General features: G+C 63.6%; 18 protein-coding genes and 1 pseudogene. 5 read left to right on the forward strand and 14 right to left on the reverse strand.

Annotated features, from left to right (window positions below; genetic code table 11):
• Positions 1–122: 122 nt before the first annotated feature.
• The 7 genes from ACKFRT_RS07265 to ACKFRT_RS07295 all read right to left on the reverse strand — a co-directional run bounded on the left by ACKFRT_RS07265 (position 123) and on the right by ACKFRT_RS07295 (position 7054).
• Positions 123–1136, reverse strand: coding sequence for a sulfite exporter TauE/SafE family protein (locus tag ACKFRT_RS07265; RefSeq protein WP_408924824.1), 1014 nt, complete (start codon positions 1134–1136; stop codon positions 123–125).
• Positions 1137–1184: 48 nt separating this feature from the next.
• Positions 1185–1913, reverse strand: a complete 729-nt coding sequence (locus ACKFRT_RS07270; RefSeq protein ID WP_408924825.1) for a sirohydrochlorin chelatase — start codon at positions 1911–1913, stop codon at positions 1185–1187.
• A gap of 1 nt (position 1914) precedes the next feature.
• Complete coding sequence (locus tag ACKFRT_RS07275) at positions 1915–3174, reverse strand: sulfate adenylyltransferase subunit 1 (RefSeq protein ID WP_408924826.1); 1260 nt, start codon at positions 3172–3174, stop codon at positions 1915–1917.
• Complete coding sequence (gene cysD, locus ACKFRT_RS07280) at positions 3174–4088, reverse strand: sulfate adenylyltransferase subunit CysD (protein WP_296212308.1); 915 nt, start codon at positions 4086–4088, stop codon at positions 3174–3176. The genes ACKFRT_RS07275 and cysD overlap by 1 nt, the downstream gene beginning before the upstream one ends.
• Positions 4085–4885: a phosphoadenylyl-sulfate reductase gene (locus ACKFRT_RS07285; protein ID WP_296212310.1), complete on the reverse strand. Its 801-nt coding sequence runs from the start codon at positions 4883–4885 to the stop codon at positions 4085–4087. Before ACKFRT_RS07285 ends, cysD begins: the two co-directional genes overlap by 4 nt.
• Positions 4886–5133: 248 nt before the next feature.
• A complete protein-coding gene (locus tag ACKFRT_RS07290) occupies positions 5134–5343 on the reverse strand; it encodes a hypothetical protein (RefSeq protein ID WP_408924827.1) in 210 nt (69 codons plus the stop codon).
• 4 nt (positions 5344–5347) lie between these two features.
• Positions 5348–7054 carry a nitrite/sulfite reductase gene (locus ACKFRT_RS07295; protein ID WP_408924828.1) on the reverse strand — a complete coding sequence of 569 codons (1707 nt, stop codon included), beginning with the start codon at positions 7052–7054 and terminating at the stop codon, positions 5348–5350.
• 397 nt (positions 7055–7451) lie between these two features.
• On the opposite strand from ACKFRT_RS07295, the pseudogene ACKFRT_RS07300 reads away from it, so the two are divergent.
• Positions 7452–8872 (forward strand): annotated as a pseudogene (locus tag ACKFRT_RS07300) (FAD-dependent oxidoreductase).
• Positions 8873–8890: 18 nt separating this feature from the next.
• Positions 8891–9481 carry a GNAT family N-acetyltransferase gene (locus tag ACKFRT_RS07305; RefSeq protein ID WP_296212318.1) on the forward strand — a complete coding sequence of 197 codons (591 nt, stop codon included), beginning with the start codon at positions 8891–8893 and terminating at the stop codon, positions 9479–9481.
• Positions 9482–9495: 14 nt separating this feature from the next.
• Here the strand turns inward: ACKFRT_RS07305 and ACKFRT_RS07310 are convergent, their stop codons facing one another.
• Together ACKFRT_RS07310 and purT are read right to left on the reverse strand one after the other, a co-directional pair.
• Positions 9496–10428 (reverse strand): rhodanese-related sulfurtransferase, encoded by a 933-nt coding sequence (locus tag ACKFRT_RS07310; protein ID WP_408924829.1) that lies wholly within the window; start codon positions 10426–10428, stop codon positions 9496–9498.
• A 16-nt stretch (positions 10429–10444) separates the two neighbouring features.
• The gene (gene purT / locus ACKFRT_RS07315) at positions 10445–11680 is read right to left on the reverse strand and encodes a formate-dependent phosphoribosylglycinamide formyltransferase (protein WP_408924830.1); all 1236 of its coding nucleotides are present in this window, start codon (positions 11678–11680) and stop codon (positions 10445–10447) included.
• 155 nt (positions 11681–11835) lie between these two features.
• On the opposite strand from purT, the gene ACKFRT_RS07320 reads away from it, so the two are divergent.
• Positions 11836–12270, forward strand: a complete 435-nt coding sequence (locus tag ACKFRT_RS07320; protein ID WP_408924831.1) for a Rieske (2Fe-2S) protein — start codon at positions 11836–11838, stop codon at positions 12268–12270.
• A gap of 75 nt (positions 12271–12345) precedes the next feature.
• Here ACKFRT_RS07320 and ACKFRT_RS07325 read toward each other — a convergent pair whose 3' ends face one another.
• The 3 genes from ACKFRT_RS07325 to ACKFRT_RS07335 form a co-directional block, all read right to left on the reverse strand.
• Positions 12346–13581 (reverse strand): ATP-binding cassette domain-containing protein, encoded by a 1236-nt coding sequence (locus ACKFRT_RS07325; RefSeq protein WP_408924832.1) that lies wholly within the window; start codon positions 13579–13581, stop codon positions 12346–12348.
• Between the two features lie 79 nt (positions 13582–13660).
• The gene (locus ACKFRT_RS07330) at positions 13661–14341 is read right to left on the reverse strand and encodes an energy-coupling factor transporter transmembrane component T (RefSeq protein WP_408924833.1); all 681 of its coding nucleotides are present in this window, start codon (positions 14339–14341) and stop codon (positions 13661–13663) included.
• The gene (locus tag ACKFRT_RS07335) at positions 14338–15132 is read right to left on the reverse strand and encodes an ECF transporter S component (protein ID WP_408924834.1); all 795 of its coding nucleotides are present in this window, start codon (positions 15130–15132) and stop codon (positions 14338–14340) included. The genes ACKFRT_RS07330 and ACKFRT_RS07335 overlap by 4 nt, the downstream gene beginning before the upstream one ends.
• A 465-nt stretch (positions 15133–15597) precedes the next feature.
• Between ACKFRT_RS07335 and metE the strand changes: the two genes are divergently transcribed.
• Positions 15598–17916 carry a 5-methyltetrahydropteroyltriglutamate--homocysteine S-methyltransferase gene (gene metE, locus ACKFRT_RS07340; RefSeq protein ID WP_408924835.1) on the forward strand — a complete coding sequence of 773 codons (2319 nt, stop codon included), beginning with the start codon at positions 15598–15600 and terminating at the stop codon, positions 17914–17916.
• Positions 17917–18056: 140 nt separating this feature from the next.
• Here the strand turns inward: metE and ACKFRT_RS07345 are convergent, their stop codons facing one another.
• Positions 18057–19118, reverse strand: a complete 1062-nt coding sequence (locus tag ACKFRT_RS07345) for a nucleoside hydrolase (RefSeq protein WP_408924836.1) — start codon at positions 19116–19118, stop codon at positions 18057–18059.
• A 62-nt stretch (positions 19119–19180) separates the two neighbouring features.
• On the opposite strand from ACKFRT_RS07345, the gene ACKFRT_RS07350 reads away from it, so the two are divergent.
• Positions 19181–19903: a TetR/AcrR family transcriptional regulator gene (locus ACKFRT_RS07350; RefSeq protein ID WP_408924837.1), complete on the forward strand. Its 723-nt coding sequence runs from the start codon at positions 19181–19183 to the stop codon at positions 19901–19903.
• A 61-nt stretch (positions 19904–19964) separates the two neighbouring features.
• Here ACKFRT_RS07350 and ACKFRT_RS07355 read toward each other — a convergent pair whose 3' ends face one another.
• Entirely contained in the window at positions 19965–20732 is a 768-nt protein-coding gene (locus tag ACKFRT_RS07355; RefSeq protein ID WP_408924838.1) for a histidine phosphatase family protein, read from the reverse strand.
• Positions 20733–20834 lie beyond the last annotated feature (102 nt).

The following is a 20834-nucleotide window of genomic DNA, read 5'->3' on the forward strand; positions in this document are numbered from 1 at the left end:
CAGTTCCATTAGACGCGATAGACACAGCTCACATACCTTCCTCAATGGAGTTCTTCTTCATTTCCATTGTGCCTTGGTAGCCCCGCGCTGGCGAGGTGCGGGGCGGAAGTCGCGCCCTCGCCCTACCCCCTGGCGCGTTCTTTTTGACGCTCGGGAGTGGGGACTCGCTGTTCTTCGTAACCGCGCCTCCTCGCCCCCTCCACTACCTCTTCAGCATGGGCCTGCGCATCTGCTTGCTGCGACTTTGCGGGGGCATCGTCACCGGTCAGGGAGCGTTCCAACAGGGAGCGCTTACGGACGACAACCAGGGCGACGATCACGGCCAGGCCAATTAGGACGACGGCGACCACGCCGAGGAAGCCAAAATAGTTCACCAGGCGGCTGGAGTTCAGCAGCATCAGCAGGGCGCCAACAACGCCGCCGAGTACTTCTGGCTTCATAATCGTCACGATCCACGCGGCGATCGGGGCGGCGATGGCTCCACCGATCAGCAGGCCGACGACAGGCTGCCAGTTATCCGCCAAATCGGAGCCCATTCCGGCGACGAAGCCGGCGGAGGCGGAGACGGAAACCAGGAACTCGGCGGTGTTTACCGTGCCGATGATGCGGCGCGGCTCGGCCTTGCCCACGCTCATCAGCGTGGAGGTGGTCACCGGCCCCCAGCCGCCGCCACCGGAGGCATCCAGAAAGCCACCGGCCAGGCCCAAGCCGGCCAGGCCGAAGCGGGAACGGCGAGTGGTGGATACCGGCTGGGTATCTTCGTTCTTCTTCCACGGCACCGCCACGCTGCGCACCAGCACGTAGGCGCCGAGGAGTACCAGCAGGGTGGAGACGACTGGCTCGGCAGCCTCGGTGGATAGGTTACTGAGCACGTAGGCGCCCATAAATGCGCCGATGCCGCCTGGCACGCCGAGAGCCAGGACGGTCGGCCAGTGGACGTTTTTCAGTCGCCAGTGGGACAGGCCGGAGAACAGTGTAGTGCCGACCTCGGCCAGGTGAACGGCGGCGGAGGCGTGCGCGGGCCCCAGGCCAGAGAAAATCAGCAGCGTTGTTGCCGTGATGCCGAAAGCCATTCCCAGTGCACCGTCGACCAACTGGGCTACCACGCCGACTATGGCAAAAATCAAGATCTTCATGGGTTAGTCCTAGAAAGTTAAGTGAGGAAAGTGGTTGTGAGGTTAGGTTTAGGCCAACGCACGACAGGCGCGGTTGATGACGACCGGGGCGACCGCGGCACCGAGGTGGCGCGTACACGTCCGGCCGTGTGGCATTCGGTTCTTGGCCTTGTCCCACAACAGGCCGGGGCTGACGAACAGGGGCACGGTGACGGTGCGCTCGTCGGCGAAGTCCAGCAGTGCATCCGTATCGCAGCCCGGGTGAACCCCGGTGGCCACGAAAGCGCGGGTGCTGCGCATGTTCAGGCGGGCGCCGACGCGATCGGCGAACTCGGCGACGGCCTCGTTGGCACCGGGTTGGCTGGAGCCCACGGAATACAGTGCGAGTTTGTCGATGCGGGGAGCGTCCGCGAGGTACTGGGCCGTCACGTCGGCCACCAGCTCCTCCATGTCCGCACCGGTACCCAGACCATCAGCGAGGTGGAGGGTCAGGCCGGCGGATGCGGACAAGGTGGCGTCGATAGATTGGGCGGCCTCGGCAATGGTGGCAGGGACGTCGTGTCGGGCGTGAAAAGCCCTAGTGAACAGCAGCGGAACCACGACCACCTCCGTGTAGCCCTCCGCGGCAACGCGATGAGCGACGGTAGTGAGGGTGGCGGGGTGGAAGTCCAGGAAAGCGGCGAAAGCCGGCACCTCAGTGCTTGCAGAAATGCGATCGGCGATCTCGAAGACCGCCTTGTCCGCCTGTGGGTGGCGGGATCCATGCGCCAAGCAAATGATCGGTGCCGGCCGGGCCATGTTAATTCACCAGACCCGCAGTCAAGGTATCGCCACTGCCGGGGTTAACCAGTAGCAGGGAACCTACTCGGCCACCGCGGCGGTAGGTCTCGACGGGCAGCGGCTCGGCCACCGTTACGCGCACCTCCGCGATATCGTTCAGCGCCAGCTCATCGGCGCTACCGTGGGCGATCTCTTCGTCGCTACGGTTACGGCCGGAGATGTCTACGCGGCGGATGACCTCGTCCACGCGACCGCGTACCAGTGCGGTGCCGTAGCGCACCAGCACGTTGCCGCGCAGGCGCACCGGGGTTTCGGACAGGTGGAACACCGTGGCAGTGAAGGACTGTTGCGGCTCCGGCAGGTCATCAGCCGCGATAACGTCTCCGCGGGACAGGTCGATATCGCGATCCAGCCGCAGAGAGACGGACTCGCCGCGGGTGGCGGTCTGCTGCTCGCCCGCTGGGCCGTCGATGCCCTCGACTATCGCCTCGCGGCCGTCGGCCAGCACCTTGTCGCCAACAGAAATCTTGCCAGCGGTGAGACGACCGGCGTAACCACGGTAGTCGGTGGCGTGGTCGCGGATGACGATCTGGATCGGGAAGCGCAGGCCGCGTTCCACACTGTCGGCGTTCTTCGCTGGCTCGGTGGTCTCCAAGATCTCCAGCACAGACGGGCCGGTGTACCACGGGGTGTTCTGGCTGCGCTCGACGACGTTGTCGCCCAGGAGCGCGGAGGTCGGGATCACGTCGACGTGTACCAGGCCCAGTTCGGAGACCAGCGCGTCCACGTCGGATTTCACGTCGTTGAAGACCTGCTCGCTGAAATCGACCGCGTCGATCTTGTTGACGGCCACGATCACGTGGGAGATCTTCATCATCGCCGCCACGGTCAGATGGCGACGGGTCTGCTCGATCACGCCATTGCGGGCGTCGACCAAAACGATGACGAGCTCCGAGGTGGATAGGCCGGTGACGGTGTTGCGCGTGTACTGCACGTGGCCCGGGGTGTCGGCCAGGATGAAGCTGCGCTTGTCGGTAGCGAAGTAACGGTAGGCCACATCGATGGTGATGCCCTGCTCGCGCTCGGCGCGCAGGCCGTCGACCAGCAGCGACAGGTCGGGGTTCTCCAACCCCTTGGCGTTAGAGACGCGCTCTACGGACTCGTACTGGTCGGCCAGGATGGACTTCGTATCGTGCAGCAGGCGGCCCACGAAGGTGGACTTACCGTCGTCGACGGAGCCGGCAGTGCACAGGCGGAGGGTCGGCAGGTTGGTGGACATCAGAAGTAACCTTCCTTCTTGCGATCCTCCATGGAGGACTCACTGAGCTTGTCGTCGGCACGGGTGGCGCCGCGCTCGGTGGTAGTGGACTGACGGATCTCGTCGATCACGTCGTCGATGGTCGTGGCGGTGGATAGGACTGCGCCGGTGCAGCTCATGTCGCCGACGGTGCGGTAGCGCACGGTCTTCTCGACCAGTTCCTCGCCTTCCTTCGGGCCACCCCACTCGCCCGGGGTCAGCCACATTCCGTTGCGGTTAAAGACTTCGCGCTGGTGGGAGTAGTAGATCGCCGGAACCTCAACGTTGCGGTCGCGGATGTAGTCCCACACGTCGGCCTCGGTCCAGTTGGAGATCGGGAACACGCGGATGTTCTCGCCCGCCTGGTGGCGGCCGTTGTACAGGCCCCACAGTTCGGGCCGCTGGCGGCGCGGGTTCCAGCCGCCGAAGCTATCACGCACGGAGAACACGCGCTCCTTAGCACGGGCCTTCTCCTCGTCGCGGCGGGCGCCGCCCAGCACAGCGTCGTATCCACGGTTCTGGATGGTCTCCACTAGCGGCACGGTCTGCAGCGGGTTGCGGGTGCCGTCCGGGCGTTCCTGGATGGCACCGCTGTCGATCCAGTCCTGCACGGCGGCGACGTGCAGGGTTACCTTCGGGTCCGCGGCGATCCTGTCGCGGAACTCGATGACCTCCGGGAAGTTGTGGCCGGTATCCACGTGCACCAGCTCGAAGGGAACCGGCGCCGGGTGGAAGGCGCGCTTAGCCAGCTCCAGAACCACGACGGAATCCTTGCCGCCGGAAAACAGCAGCGCGGGGCGGTCGAACTGGCCTGCTACTTCGCGCAGGATCTCGATTGCTTCCGCCTCGAGGCTCGCCAGGTGCGGCGAAAGGGCGGTGGTGTTGTCTTTGCTCATGTGTGAAGTCCGCATTCTGTCTTGTTGGAGCCGGCCCAGCGGCCGGATCGGGGGTCCTGTCCTTCGGCAACCGGCAGGGTGCATGTCTCGCAGCCGATCGACGGGTAGCCCTGCTTGGTCAGGGGGTTGATGATCAGGTCGTGGTCGGTGATGTAGGCCTCCACGTCCTCGTCACTCCAGGCGACGATGGGGTTGATCTTCAGCCGTCCAGTGCGGTCCACGTCCAGCACCGGGGTGTTGGCACGCAGTGCGTTATCCACTCGGCGCACGCCGGTGATCCAGGCGTTGAAGGGGTTCAGCATTCGCGCCAGCGGTTCGACCTTGCGCATCCGGCAGCAGGCGGTGTTGTCGCGGGAGTACAGGCGCGGGCCGTAGACCTTGTCCTGCTCCTCGCGGCTTAAAACGGGGGTGATGTTCTCCAGCGGCAGGGTGTAGCGCTGCTGTACCTTGTCACGGGTTTCGAGTGTCTCAGCGAAGTGGTAGCCGGTATCCAGGAACACCAGCTCCGTGCGTTCCTTCGCCAAGCGTCCCTCGGCCAGTTCAGCCAGCACCGTATCCTGCATCGACATGGTGACGGCGATCTTGCCGGGCACGTGTTCGGCCACCCACTCCATGATGTCCTCGGCGCTGGCGCCCTCTAGCTTGTCGTTCCACTCGGCGACGAGCTGTTCGTTGGCTGCCCGCTCCTCGTCACTCAGCGGAGTGGTCTTGGTCGGCGCGCCCTTCGGACTCTCGGCAGGGTCTCGGTAGTCGTCCGAACTCCCGCCGAGCAGGCCGGTCGCATCTACCAGGCTCATGAGCTCCTCTTCTCGGGGTTGATGTTTTTGGGTTTTCGACGTGTGTCTTCTCAAGAACTCGGGGGAACTCTTGGATATTCCCTAGACAGACCGATCAGTCTGTTTTGGCTTTCCCCACAATAGACCAATCTGTCCACTTCTACAACCAAGTTCGGGATTTTTTGTGACGCCCCACCGCCGCGACCTGCACAAAGGCCACGAATGGCCCCTCAAGGGGTGGGGGCGAGGGGGCGTCAATAAAAGGCCAGTTACAACAGCTGTCCGTGGAACTTGACGGAGAAAACTCGCATACACTCGCGGCACTGCCACGCGTTGTCGGTCTCCCCGTCCGGGAACAGATTCTGGGACATGCAGTAGGGGCAGTTATTCACCGTCGCGCGACGAGCATTCGGGTGGCCCACACGGCCGCCAACCTGCTCGTTCACGCTCGGAAGGGAATCGGAATCTGGCACGCTCATGGGGCTACACCAACAGCTCGTCGTCGGCGCGGATAACCCAATCGCGGAACTCCTCACCCTCGGTGCGGTGAGATTTGAAGTTTTCCACCACACGCACCACGTAGTCGCCAAGATCCTTGGAGTAGACCTGATTTCCGCGCACCTTCTTGCCGAAGTGCGGCTCCAGGCCGATGGTGCCGCCAAGGTGCACCTGGAAGCCCTCCACACGCTCCCCCTCGTCGGTGGTGAGGATCTTGCCGGACAGGCCAATATCCGCCACCTGAGTACGGGCGCAAGAGTTTGGACAGCCGTTGAGGCTGATCTTCAGCGGCACATCGAGGTCGCCCAGGCGGTCTTCCAGTTCGTCGACCAGAGAGATAGCGCGCTGCTTGGTAACGACATGCGCCAGCTTGCAGAACTCCAGGCCGGTGCAGGAAATAATGTCGCGGCGGAAGGCCGAAGGCTTGGCGGACAGGCCGAGCTCCTCCAGGTCCGCAGCGAGAGCATCGGCAGCCTCGCGCTCCAGATCCAGGAACAGCAGCTCCTTATCCGGGGTGGTGCGGATGTTGGTGGTGCCATGCTTTTCCGCCAGGTCGGCCAGCTGCTGCAACTGCTTACCGTCGGTGTGCCCCACGGTGGGCTTAACCCCCAGGTAGAACTTGCCATCCTTCTGCTCGTGCAGGCCGACGTGGTCACGGTACCCCGGGTACTCCTCCGGCTCCGGGCCGTCCAATAGCGGGCGCTTGAGGTACTCGGTCTCCAGCACCTCGCGGAACTTCTCAATACCCCAGTCGGCGACCAGGAACTTCAGGCGGGCACGGTTGCGCATGCGGCGGTAGCCGTAGTCGCGGAAAATGCGAACCACGCCAGCCCAGACCTCGGGCACCTCGTCGATCGGCACCCACACTCCCAGGCGCTGGGCGAGCATGGGGTTGGTCGACAGGCCACCGCCGACCCAGACATCAAAGCCGGCACCGTGTTCGGGGTGCTCGGATCCAATGAAGGCGAGGTCCTGGATCTCGTGGGTGATGTCCTGGCGGGAGTGGCCCGAGATCGCGGACTTGAACTTGCGCGGCAGGTTGCCGAACTCGGGGTTCGGCAACAGTTCCTTCTTGATTTTCTCGATTGCCGGGCGGCCGTCGATGATCTCATCCTTGGCGATACCCGCCACCGGGGAGCCGAGGATCACGCGCGGCACGTCACCGCAGCCGAAGAAGGAGTCCAGGCCAACCTTTGCCAGCTCATCCCAAATGGTCGGGACGTCTTCGATGCGGATCCAGTGCAGCTGTACGTTCTGGCGGTCGGTGAAGTCCGCGGTGTTGCGCGCGTACTTCTCGGAGATTTCGCCGATGGTGCGCAGACCTGCGGAGCTGACCACGCCGCCGTCCAGGCGGATGCGCATCATGAAGTAGTTATCCTGCAGTTCCGCATTGGTCAGGGTCGAGGTCTTCTCGCCATCCAACCCCTGCTTGCGCTGGGTGTACATACCGACCCACTTGAAGCGCGGAGCAAGGTCCTCGGCGGGGATCGAGTCGAAGCCTTCCTTGGAGTAGATGTCGCGAATGCGCTGCATCACGCTGATGCCAGGGTCTTCCTGCTTCACGCGTTCGTCGTCGTTGAGCGGCTCGCGGCCATCTACGGCCCACTGCCCCTGGGGCTTGCGCTGCTTCTTGCGGCGCGGGCGCTCTGGCTTGTTGCCGGCGTTTGGTCCGGCGGTCGATCCGGTCGTCATCGTCTCTCAACCTCTGTCTAGACTGATCTGTCTGTCTACATTGTCCGGTTCAGACTAGATGGGATCCCTCACAAATTCAAGCGACTTCTTGATTTTTCTAGACAGAGTTGTCTATAGTTCGGGGAGTTACCCGCGGTGACCCGATGTAGTGACGCTGCATGGAATTTCGCTACATTAGACTGTGTTAATTCAATATCAGTTTGAACGCTTCGTGCGGGCTCCACATACGAGCTCAAAGCCCGAATTCAGTGCACGATTTCGACGCACGGTTTCGACACACGAGTTCAGCACTTGAATCGAACGCGCGAGTTCAATGCAAGAATTCAACGCACGAGTTCAGCACCGCGGTTTCCCCAAGACCGAACTACGACCCGAAAAAGAAGGATTTGCACCTGACATGCCCGAGAATCGCCCACTTCGCATTGCAGTCATCGGCTCCGGCCCGGCGGGCATCTACGCCTCCGACGCGCTGACGAAGTCTGAGGCCGACGTCAGCGTCGATATTTACGAGCGCATGCCGGCCCCTTCGGACTGATCCGCTACGGCGTAGCCCCGGACCACCCGCGCATCAAGGGCATCATCAAGTCCCTCCACAAGGTGATGGACAAGCCCGAGATCCGCCTGTTCGGCAACATCAACGTCGGCGAGGACATCACCATCGACGAGCTGAAGCAGTTCTACGACGCGGTAATCTACGCCACCGGCGCCACCGACGACCGCCCGCTGAACATCCCCGGCGGCGAGCACACCATCGGCGCTGGCGAGTTCGTTGGCTTCTACGACGCCAACCCCTTCTTCGAAGAGAAGTGGGATCTGTCTGCAGATTCCGTCGCCGTCGTCGGCGTGGGCAACGTCGGCCTGGACGTCGCCCGCGTGCTAGCCAAGACCGGCGAGGAGCTGAAGGTCACCGAGATTCCGGACAACGTCTACGACTCCTTGAAGGACAACCAGGCCAAGGAGGTCCACGTCTTCGGCCGTCGCGGCCCTGCACAGGCGAAGTTCACCCCGCTAGAGCTCAAGGAGCTCAACGATTCCGACACGATCGAAATCGTTATCGATCCGGAGGACATCCAGTACGACGAGGGCTCCGAGGAGGCTCGCCGCGCATCCAAGATCCAGGACATGGTCTGCACCCGTCTGGAGCAGTACGCCATCGCCGATCCGAAGGGCGCTCCGCACAAGCTGTACATCCACTTCTTCGAATCCCCGGTAGAGGTTAAAACAGACGCCGACGGCCGCGTGACCGCATTCGTCACCGAACGCACCGAGTTGAACGGCGACGGTTCTGTCTCTGGCACCGGCAAGCTCACCGAGTGGCCGGTCGGCGCGGTCTACCGCGCCGTGGGTTACAAGTCCGACGAGCAGCCTGGTCTGCCGTGGGACGAGCGCCAGAACGTGCTGCCAAACGTCGGCGGCCGCGTGCTGACCGAGGGGCCGACCGCCGACGGTATCGCGGGCGTTCCCGGCTCTGCCGACCCGGAGGCCGAGAAGCGCGAGCGCCTGCCTGGCGTGTACACCACCGGCTGGGTTCGTCGTGGCCCGGTCGGCCTGATTGGCAACACCAAGGGCGACGCGAACGAGGCCGTGGCCAACCTGCTAGACGATGCTTCCAAGGGCATTGGCTTTAACCCCGAGAAGCCGCAGCTGGAGGCCGTCGAGGCATTCTTGGACGAGAAGGGCATCGACCACACCACATGGGAGGGCTGGTACAGCCTGGACAAGCACGAGCGCGAGCTTGGCGAGGCCGAGGGCCGCGAGCGCAAAAAGGTGCGCGCCTGGGAAGAGATGCTGCACCACTCCAAGGGCAAAAACGCCTAATTGGGAGCACCTAGAACCGTGGCCACCACTCCCTCCCCCGCCACCGGTGCCGGATCCCCCGCCGGTGCCGGATCTTCCGCCGCCGATTTCCCGGATGTCCACTTCACTGGTCGCGCGCTACTAGCAATGCCCGCCCAGCAGTTGCACCCTCTGTACAAGCTGCGTGTGGATGTGTTCGTCCACGAGCAGAAAACCCCGTTCGCGGAGATCGACGACATCGACCCGCACCCGAACACCCACCACGTGCTGGCGTACATCCACCCTGGCAGTGGCCCGGAGTACCCCTTTGGCCAGCCGGATCCGGGTTCTCCCTTGCGCCTGGTGGGCACGGCGCGCGTGTACGGCCAGCCGGACGACCAGCACATAGGTCGCATGTGCGTAGCCCAGGACGTCCGCGGGCGCGGCATCGCAACCCAGATCATGGAGCAGGCCCTGGAGGTCTGCAAAGGGCGCGCCGCTGCGCTAGACCCGACCACCCAGGTTGCCCGCGTCTCACTGAACGCCCAGGAGCAGGTGCAGGGCTTCTACACGAAGTTCGGCTTCGAACCCGTCGGGAAACCCTTCGAGGAAGAAGGCATCCCTCACGTCACGATGGAGCTGGAGCTCTAGGGGCAATCCCGCCACTACTTCGCTACCATCCCCGCCGCGACCTCGGCGCATTCCTTACGCCCACACGTCGCACTTTCCGGGTCCGCGGCGCACTCGTCGCACAGCAGAATCTGCTCGCGGCACTGCTCATTCACGCAGTTGTGGAAATCGTTGGTCGCGTTCCCACACGCTCGGCAGCGGCCCAGCGTAGCGGCGTCATCACTAAATTCCATGTGCATGCGCCCGTCGAACACATACAGGGAACCCTCCCAGAGCCCCTGGTCACCGTACTTTTCGCCGTAGCGAACAATGCCACCGTCGATCTGGTATACCTCCTCGAACCCGCGGTTCTTCATCAACGAGCTGAGGATTTCGCAGCGAATACCACCAGTGCAGTAGGTGACGACTGGCTTATCCTTCAGGTGGTCGTACTTGCCAGATTCGATCTCGCCAATGAAGTCGTGCGTAGTGCGCACGTCGGGCACCACCGCGTTCTTGAACTTGCCGATCTGCGCCTCCATGGCGTTACGGCCGTCGAAGAAAACAACCTCGTCGCCACGCTCCTCTACCAGCTCGTTGACCTGCTCTGGCTTGAGGTGCACGCCACCGCCGACCACACCATTTTCGTCGACTTGCAGCTCGTCCGGGGCGCCGAAAGCCACGATCTCGTCGCGTACCTTCACGGACAAGCGCGGGAAGTCTTCGGCGGAACCGGCCGACCACTTGAACTCCATTTTCTTAAAGCCCGGGAACTCACGGGTGCGGCGCACGTACTGCTTACAGCTGGCCAGCGAGCCACCGACGGTGCCGTTAATACCGTGCTTGCTGATGAGGATGCGCCCCTTCAGCTCCAACTGCTCACATAGCGCGCGCTGCCAGAGCATCACCGCGGTCGGGTCGTCGATCGGGGTGAAGCAGTAGTACAGCAGAATTCGGGTTTCGTTAAGGTCGGTAGCGCTATGTCCCATATCTGGGATCTTAGGTCTACTGCCCGTTTTCTGCGAAAACCGTCGGGCGGATCTCGATGCAACCGGCGGCTTCCTCGGCGCGCTTCCGGGCCTGGTCGATGTTCTCGGCGGTGGCCACTGCCACTCCCATACGCCGCCGCGCGAGTGCCCGGGGTTTGCCGAACAGGTAGACGTTGGTTTCTTCTACGGCCATTGCCTTATCGACGCCCACGTATTCGATATCACCATCGTGCCTATCCTCGCAGCGGATAACGGCGGAGGCTCCCGGAGAGATCAGCGTGGTATCGATAGGCAGCCCCAGAATGGCGCGGGCGTGCAGGTCGAACTCAGAGAACCGTTGAGTGCCGAGCGTGACCATGCCCGTATCGTGCGGGCGCGGGCTGACCTCGGAGAAGTAAACGTCGTCGCCTTTCACGAACAGCTCCACGCCGAATACCCCGCGTCCGCCTAGGGCAGTGGCGATGCGGGCGGCGATGCTGCGCGCTGTATCCAGCGCGTCGTCGGACATCTGCGCGGGCTGCCAAGATTCCACGTAGTCGCCACGGTCCTGGCGGTGGCCGATGGGCTCGCAAAACCAGGTGGCCTCGCGGCCCGTGGCGGAGTCGATGGAGCGCACGGCCAGGATAGTGACCTCGTAGTCGAAGGGGATGTACTGCTCGACCATGACGCGCTGAACGTTGGTGCGGGAGTGCTTGAGTGCGGAGTTCCAGGCTGCCTCCAGTTCGTCTACTCCCCCGACATAGCTCTGCCCTGCGCCGGAGCTACTCATGACGGGCTTGACCACACACGGGTAGCCGATCTCCTCGGCCGCGCGAGCAAGCTCGTCGGCGGTGGAGGCAAAACGGAAGGTACTGTTCGGCAGGCCCAGCTTGTCGTGGGCGAAGGTGCGAATGCCCTCGCGATTCATGGTCAGGCGGTTGGCCAGAGCGGTCGGCACGACGGAGGCGACCTCGTCGGTCTCCAATTCCTGCAGCACGTCGGCGGGGATCGTCTCGGAATCCGGGACGACGAATTGCGGCCTGACCTCGCGGATCAGCTGGCGAATGGAATTTGCATCGTGGATGTCCAGCACGTGGGCCTTGTTGGCCACGTGGTGTGCGGGTGCACCCGCGTAGCGGTCGGCGGCGTGCACTTCCACGCCCAGGCGCTGTAGTGCAATGGCGAGCTCCCGTCCCAGCTCGCTGGCTCCGAGCAGAAGGACCTTCAGGGAGGAGGGAGTCAGTGGGGTACCAATGGCCTCGGGAGTGTACATAGTCCCTCACCTTACTTATGGCCGCATACTTACGCTGCGAACCTCACCCGGCACGCCAGCATTCAGTCCCCGACCGCGCCCAACGGCCTCGGCCCCTCCCCCTGGCCCCGCGCGGAGGCTTGTCGGCCATGCAAGGTGGTGGAAAGATCGGTTTTATGAGTGATATGCAGCCGAATCCCCAGCGTCACAGCTCCCTACCCTGTTCCCGCCGCTCCTTCCTTCGCGGAGTGGCCGTCGCCACCGCCGCCACTGCTTCTGGTGCGCTGCTGGCTGCCTGCGCCAGCGAGGAAGTCGTCGCCCAGGCCGATGCCGCGGATCTAGAGGTCGGCGGTGCGACGATCCTGGACGGCTGGGTTCTCTCCCGCCCCAGCGAGAACGAGTACCAGGCGTTCTCCACCACCTGTCCCCACGCTGGCGGCACCATCAACTCCATCGAGAAGGCCGGAGACACTACCGTGGCGGTCTGCCCTAAGCACATGTCCAAGTTCGACGTCGCCACCGGCGACGTCGTGGAGGGACCTTCCCGTGATCCGATGACTCCTGCCAAGAAGGTCGAGCGCAACGGCGACTCGATCGAGGTCACAAACTAACTGACCTTCGCCCTGCTCACCTCGGGCCGCCCTGCCCCGCTGCCGCCCTGCTCACCTCGGGCCGCCCTGCCCCGCCTACGGCGCCATATCCAGGCGGAGGTCGCTGACCTGCGCCGCGAAGTCCGCGTCGTGGCAGGTCCACAGCACCGTCGGCGCGCCCGCTGCCCCGGTTCCACGTACGCCGTGGCTGCCGCGTCGACGGTTCGCTTGAACCCGCCCGATCAGGCGCGCATACTCTCCATCGACATAGCGGTGCATGAGCTCCGCCAACTCGCGGTAGCCCGGCGCGTCAAGCCCCACGGTTGGTTCGTCCAGCATCACCAGTTCCGCCCCGCGCGCCATAGCCGCCGCGACCAGTACAATCCGCCGCTTCGCCGCGGGCACATCCAGCGGGTGCGTGTTCGCCCATCGGCCCAGCCCGGCAAAATCAATGGCGGCGGTGGCGAGCTCCTCCCCCGCACCCACGGCCAACTCGTCGGCCACAGTGCGGCAGGTCACTGCCTGATCCATCTGCGTGGGCGCCCAGCCCTTCACTCCCTCTGCGCGCAGCGTCCCGCGGTACTTCACAAGCCCCAGCACTCCCAGGAATAAGGTCGTCTTTCCGCACCCGTTTGGCCCCGCCAAGTGCACTAGCCGACCTGCGGGCACCTCCAGGTTTATGGGGCCCACGCCACCTCGGCGGAAAACCACCTCGCGTGCCAGCAAGGCCGCCCCTGTGTTGCCCTGGGCGCTTGCCTGCGGAGTTCCCGCAGCTGCCGCTCCTGTAGCCGCCGCGCCGGTAGCCTCCACTCCCGTGGCAGGCTTCGGCGCGGGTGAATCGGTCAGGGTGCCATCGGGTAAAAGGCGCTGGTGCGAGGGGGCATCCTCACTTAAGGGAGAACCCGCGCGATCGTACACGGTGACGGGGCCTGCGAAATCTGCGATGGCGCGGCGCAGGGTGGCTACGGCGGCGGCATCCAGGCCATCGAGGGGGCAGTCCAGCACCAACTCGGCGGGGCGTGCGAGCAGCGCTGCGGCGATGGCCACGCGACGGGTCTGGCCAGTGGACAAGGTGGCGGGGTGTTGCTCCGCCTGCCCCTCCAACCCCCACAGGCGCAGGGCGGCCTCCACCCGTCGCTGCATCTCGGCGCGCGGCACCCCGCGCTGCTCCATGGGGAATGCGAGTTCTTCAGCAACTGTGTTGCGCAGCAAGGAGATGTGCGCGCTGGCCTCGTTGCCGACCCACGCCGCACCCGTCTTTTCTGCATGCGCCCAGGCGTGTTCGGATAGCCCGACGCCACTGTCTCCCCAGATGTAGGTACTCAAAGGCATTGTTCACGCAGGGTCTTTCTGGTCGTTCGCTCGTGCTTGTGCTCTCTAATGCGTGTGTTGGCTGGTGCCCACAGTCCAGCTAGTGCACTGCCCACCAGCATCCCACCACCAGAGCGACGATGGCCAGCAGACGGACGGCCCAGTCCAGAACCGTATCCGGGACGGGACGTAACACGGTACGCGGGCCAGGTTCGCCAATGCCCGTGCGCTGCAGCGGGCGGGCGCGGGTGGCGGCATCGTCCACCATCCCGACGATCAACGGCAAGATCATACGGCACTTCGCACCCACGGTGGAGACGTCCACCCCACGGGAGGCACGGACCTGTTGGATAGTCAACCAACGGGCGCGAGCCAACGGCAGCAGCCGGGCGGTTGCACCGACCACATACACCAGCTTGGCGGGAAGGCGCGGCTGTACGGTGCGCATAAGCTGGTCGAGGTTGACGAAGCTGCCGATGGTCAGGCCGATGGTGGTGGCGGCCAGGAAGCGGCTGCCCAAGGAGAGGGCGATCTGCAGGCCGTCGCGGGTGATGATCCACCAGCCGGGCTCCTGGCCGAAAGGAGCGTACATCAAACCAAAGCCCAGAAAGGCCGGTAGACCCAGGAGGTTGGCTGCGAGGAAGGGGCGACGGGGCGTGGAGAAGAAAAGAGCCACAACGGCGCACAAGCCCCACGCGGCGGCGGACACGGCGAGGCTATCGGCGACGAGGACAAAGATCACCCCGCTGGCGGCGAGGGTGAGGTACGTCAGTGGGTTCATGCAGCCTTGTCTACAGCAGCGGCCTGGTCGGCATTGTCGCTAACCGGAGCGAAGGTGCGGCGGGTGCGCTGCGGCAGGGCGCGGATGACAAGGTAGATGATGGTAAACACGATCAGCTTATCGATCGGGTCGGAGGTCCAGGACTGCAGGAACACGGCCGTCATCGGCTCGAAGCCCAAGGAGCGGTACGCCGTGACCAGCAGACCCGTGCCCGTGCCCGCGGTGCCGCCGAAGATGAAGGAGGCAATGGGGGCGGAAAGAAGGGCTGTTAGGAAGCCGACGACCAGGGCAGACAGGGCGATCTTCCAATATGCGCCAGTCCACCACTTACGCAGCAGGCCGGCGCACACACCAACGAAGGCGTATGCCGCGGCGAATCCCACCACGGTCGGGTTAAACGTGCCCCACACCAACGCAGACAGCACACCCGTGACCAGACCTGCCCACGGACCGGCCAGGGCGCCGACCAAAACGGTACCGATGGAATCCAGGTACAACGGCAGAGGCAGGCCCATGTTGCCGATGATGTGGCCGAGAATGACGTTGATGGCCAGGGCGACTGGCAACAGGGCAAGGGTGCGCACGGGCAGCCGTGGAATCACGGCGATGAGCGCCAGGATGGCGGGGACGACGAAGCCGACCAGGGCGATGGTGGAGCTCTTGGAGTCTGCCAGGGACTCGTAATTGGAGTCGCTGGGTTGCCAAATAACGAGGGTCAGCCAGGTGGCGATAATGATGACCGCAGCTAGACCGAGTAGTACATAAGTAGCTTTTTGTGACAGAGGGCGCATGGGGTGGAACCTCATTTTTCGCAGGGGCCAGCACGGGCGGGGTGGGACGTCTATGTCACCTCGACGCTTCACCCACGCACTACCCGGCGTGGCCAGTGGTTTTAACGTTCGTCTAATGCTTACAGCTTGCGGCAACTTTGCACAAATCGCAGGGGTTTTGCGGGCTGATTCGGCGAATATCGGCGTGCGGGGGCGGGGTCACAGAGACCCGATTTTAGTGAGCTAGTTGACAGACTAAGCTGTCTATTCTTAAATGGTTGAGCAAGCGTCCCGCGCATCGGCGACGGCTTTTCGCCCGCCGCACAGGTGTACCTTCTGGAGCCCCGGGAAAGGCGACACCGCGCAGGAAACGCACTGGCAAAAACTCCATACAGCTTTAATGCAGCTTTGATACAGCCTCGCTTGGCGAGGCCAAGACAAAGATCTCAACCAACTCGGAAAAGTTCAAGGAAGACAGGAAAGATAATGACTTTCAACGCAACCGTCGCCGGGGTACCGCGCATCGGACCCGACCGCGAGCTGAAGAAGGCTCTAGAGGGCTACTGGCGCGATAACTCCACCGGCCGCAACCTGGCTACCACCGCAACTCGCCTGGTCAACGACTACACCGACGAGCTGCTAGCCGCAGGCCTGGATTCCGCAGCCTTCGCTGGCCGCTCCTTCTACGACGCAGTGCTGGATACCACCGCCCTGCTGGGTCTGCTGCCCGAGCGCGTCGCGGACATCGCGGACCACGACAACGACGGCCTGCCGCGCTTCATCGACCGCTACTTCGCCACTGCCCGCGGCACCAAGGAGCTGCCAGCTTCTGCGATGACGAAGTGGTTCGACACGAACTACCACTACATCGTCCCGGAGCTGGCCAAGGACTCCCGCGTCGAGCTGGACGATTCCGCGTTCCTTGAGGACATCCGCGACCAGGTCACCCGCGCTGGCGAGGCCGTCCGCCCGGTTCTGGTTGGTCCGCTGACGTACCTGGCCCTTTCTCGTACCGTCGATGGTTCTAATGCCTTCGCGCACCTCGAGGAAATTTTCGACGCCTACTCCCGCCTGCTCAAGCGCATCGCCGATCGCGGCGTGAAGTGGGTACAGTTCGACGAGCCGATTCTGGTTACCGACTTCGCTTACGCTGATGCGGCCGCCAACGAGGATCTGCTGAAGCGCACTCGCGCTGGCTACGAGAAGCTGGTTGAGGCTGCGGGCGCTGGCGATGAGGGCGTCCAGCTCCTCATCCAGACCTACTTCGGCGACGGCAACGCTGCGATCGAGCTGCTCGGCGGCTCCGGCGTGGCTGCCTTCGGTGTGGACCTGGTTACCGGTGGCGCTGCCGCTGCCGAGCTGCCCGCCTGGACCGGCAAGGAGCTGCTGGCTGCCGGTGTTGTGGATGGCCACAACGTCTGGCGCACCGACCTGGACGCAGCGCTGAAGACTCTGCAAGGCCTGCAGGAGCGCGGCCCGGTGGCCGTCTCTACCAGCTGTTCCCTGCTGCACGTGCCGTACTCCCTGCAGCGCGAGCAGAACCTGAATGCCGAAGTACAGAAGTGGCTGGCTTTCGGTTCCGAGAAGATTCGAGAGGTCGCCGCCCTGTCCCGCACACTGCGTGGCGAGCAGACCGAGGCGGACGAACAGCTGTTCACCGAGACTCGCGAGGCCATCGAGAACCGCAAGAACTCCACCCTGACCCACAACGCCGCGGTGCGTGAGCGCCAGGATGCAGTAACCGACGCTGACCGTCGCCGCGATTCCATCGAGGCTCGCCGCGAGGCGCAGAAGGCAGAGCTGAACCTGCCGCCACTGCCGACCACCACGATTGGCTCCTTCCCGCAGACCACCGAGATCCGCCAGGCGCGTGCGAAGCACCGCAAGGGCGAGATCGACGATGCGGCCTACACCCAGGCCATGAAGGACGAGGTCGCGGACGTTATCAAGCGCCAGGAAGAGCTGGGCCTGGACGTGCTGGTGCACGGCGAGCCGGAGCGTAACGACATGGTGCAGTACTTCTCCGAGCAGCTGGATGGCTACCTGTCCACCGAGCACGCATGGGTACAGTCCTACGGCTCCCGCTGTGTACGCCCGCCGATCATCTTCGGTGACGTTTCCCGCCCGCACGCCATGACCGTGGACTGGTACAAGGTTGCAGCCGACCTGACCGACAAGCCGGTCAAGGGCATGCTGACCGGCCCGGTAACCATGCTGGCCTGGTCCTTCGTGCGCGACGACCAGCCGCTGGGTGAGACCGCCGACCAGGTTGCTCTGGCGCTGCGCGACGAGATCGACGACCTGATCGCTGCTGGCGCTCGCGTGGTGCAGGTGGATGAGCCTGCCATCCGCGAGCTGCTGCCGCTGCGTAAGGAGCAGCAGCCGGACTACCTGAAGTGGGCCGTTGGCTCCTTCCGCCTGGCTACCTCTGGTGCGGAGAACAAGGTGCAGATCCACACGCACATGTGCTACTCCGAGTTCAACGAACTGATCGACACGGTCTCTAACCTGGACGCCGACGTGACCTCCATCGAGGCCGCCCGCAACGGCATGCAGGTTCTGGCTGCGCTGAAGGATGAGGGCTACGAGCTGGGCGTTGGCCCGGGCGTGTGGGACATCCACTCCCCGCGTGTGCCGAAGCAGCAGGAGGTCGATGACCTGCTGACCGCTGCCCTGGATTCCGTGGATCCCTCCCTGCTGTGGGTTAACCCAGACTGTGGCCTGAAGACCCGTGGCTGGGAAGAGACCACCGCCTCCCTGGAGGTTCTGGTGGCTGCTGCCAAGAAGGCACGCGAGCGCGTCTAGTTTCCGCCGGTTAGCTGACTAGTCGCCAGCTCTACCGGCCGCGCATTCGCCGCATACCCGCCGCGTCGGTGACTCCTCGAAGTCCCGGCGCGGCGCGTCTGCTTTCTCAAAGCCCTCGGCTACCGCCTTTCTAACCTTGACTACTCCCCTTCCAGCTGCCGTCCACACACCACTCGCTCGAACTCCGCAAAAACCTCGGCCGGGTCCAGGGACTCTAGAATCCGGGCATTGGCCGGGCGATTCCAGTATGTGCCTCGCGCCTGCGCAACCCGGTCGGCCACGGTGGTGCCGCGCATGAGGGGGGAGTCTGCCTCGACGTCCACGGTGGCGTCATAAAAAGAACAAGGAACACGGCGCAACATCACCATGGCCGCGGCGAGGTCGTGGATCTGCGCGCAATAGCCCACGCCGACCGACTGGTGGAACTCGAAATAGAAGCGGAGGGCATCGCCAAGCAGGGCAGCCAGCCCCGGTCGCGTAGGCTGCAGTACGTCCTGCCACCTGTGCAAACGATCCGGGTAAAGCAGTACTTGCTCGGTGACGTTAAGTGGGCAAATCGTGGGGACGTGGCGGCCGCCACCCCGGCCAGCACCGGCACCAAACACCTGCTTGAGTGCGTGCGGATCCACCCAGGCATTCCACTCAGCGGTGGGAGTGGTGTTGCCGGGGTAGTTGAAAGCGCCGGTCATCAGGGTGACGGCAGCTCCCGCCCCCACAACCTCGGGTGCGTGCTCCAGAGCCCACGCCAGGTTCGTCGCCGGGCCGGCGATCAGGAGATGCGACGCCCCGCGCCACGCATCCACCGCAGCCCGCACATCAGAGCGCACCGCAGCCCCCACATCAGCCGACACGGTCTCCACATCAGCCGACGCGGCCTCCGCCCAAACACCGGGCGAATAATAACCTAAACCTTTTTCCCCGTGAGTCTCAGGGGTCGTCGTCAACGGGAGTTTCAGGGGTGCTTGCGCTCCCGCAACAACCGGCACTTCCGCGGCCCCAGCCAGCCGCAAAACCTCCGCCGAATTCACCGCCGCCTGCTGTGCCGTTGTGTTTCCCGCACTGGTAGTAACCACCAAATCGATCTCACCAGCGGATTGCAGCGCTGCCAAATAGACCAGCGCCAGGCTGTCGTCGATCCCGGTATCCACGTCCGCAACCACACGCGGCTTCCGCACCCCCGCAACAATTGAATTTTGAATCATAAGAGTTCCAAGAAAGCCGTTTTAGTTAGTTAAAGAGTGTTAAATCCTATATGATGTAGCTCATGGTGCACGACAATAATAACCAGAACGACGCTTCAGCCGAGCCCACTGAGCCCACGAACGAGGCCAAAGCTACTCGCCCCAAGGGACGTCGCTCGTCCAAAGCCGAGGCTCGCCGCAAGGCCATCCTGGATGCCGCACGCCAAGTGTTCACCCGCGATGGTTACCACGACACTAAGCTGACCAAGATCGCTGAGGTTGCTGGTTGCTCCGTCGGTACCCTCTACACGTATTTCGAAGACCGCCAAGATCTGCTGATGAACGTGCTAGATGCTGTCGAGAAGGACATGAGTCCCGCCATCGACGACAATTTGCTGAGTGTTGATAACGCCCGCGCTACGATTCTACGCAGCAACCGTGCATTCGTGCGCTTCTACGCAGACAATGCCGGAGCGATGAACCTGGTTGCCCAGTCTTCCCAGTTCAGCCCGGAATTAGCCACTCGCCAGATGCAGATTGCTAAGCAGCTGGTCGGCCGTAACCGCCGCATGCTGGAGGCGCTGATCGCTAATCACATGATCGATCCGGTAGACGATGTCGAATACACCGCTGCCGCCATTGCTGCGATGTACACCCGCTTCTGCCATGCCACCTTCGTGGAAGGCTTCTACGAGGTCACCGATGAGAATCGTGACGAGATCGTCGACCGCGTAGTCGAGACCCTAAGCCTGATGACTTTCCGCATGGTCGGCATGGAAGATCCCAAGCCTGGGGAAGAGATTTAACGGCTAGGAATCGCTAGCAATACCGGCCACAACGGTCGCCCCCTCCTACCCAGCACCATCCCTAACGGTAGCGGCGCAGCGGGCGGCTCCCCGATATGTCCGGGATGTCCAGGTGCGCATGTTCATTGAAGCTCAGCAGCTGGGCTTTGCCCGCACTCCGGACGCTAAACACACTCACCGAAGCTGTGAAGATATTGTTGATCAGCCGGGTCCAATCGGCACCAATGAGCTCGGCCGCGCACATGGAGATCGGCCCGCCGGAGGTAACTACCACGACTGGTTGATCGCCCGCGACAAGGGACGTGGCGTCCGAAAAACCATTCTTGACCTGCGCGGTGAAAGAGTCGAATGCCGGGGTGAGGCACCACTCGCGTAGGGCAGCGTCGATGGCACGGCCGAGCAGGCGGTTGTGCTCCTTCACCCCCCGGGGGTCATCGCGCGAGGCCCCGTAGGCCCGGCGGATCTCCGCGAGTTTGTCGGGGTGGGCGCGGAAGTACGGAGCCAGCACGTCATCGGAGCTAAACTCGCGCCACTGCTCCACAGTGCGAATCGCCTGCGGCTCCAGGCCAGCCGCCTCCAGTTCCGCATGAATCCCCTGAGCCGTGCTGAGCTGCCTCCCCAGCGGACCGGACAACACCACCGGTCGCGCCGCACTCTCCCCTGCCCCACCAATGCGCGCAGCCAAGCTGCGTCCGGTCGCTACAGCCTGCTCGTGTCCGAGGGGTGTCAGGCGGTCGTAGGTTTCCTCCATGGCACCGTCTGCAACGTCGCTGGTGTGCAGCCCCCCAGAGTTGGCCTGCCCATGACGCACCAAGTACAAGATCCCCATTTTCTAGAACTCCAAACTTTTCTAAGCCTTAGGCCAGTGTCCCTTACTCACACCCAAAAGTCTTTAGTTTTGCGATCCTTCATATATGCAGCCCGCCACCTG

The sequence above is a fragment of the Corynebacterium jamesii genome, assembly GCF_046097395.1.
GTDB lineage: Bacteria > Actinomycetota > Actinomycetes > Mycobacteriales > Mycobacteriaceae > Corynebacterium.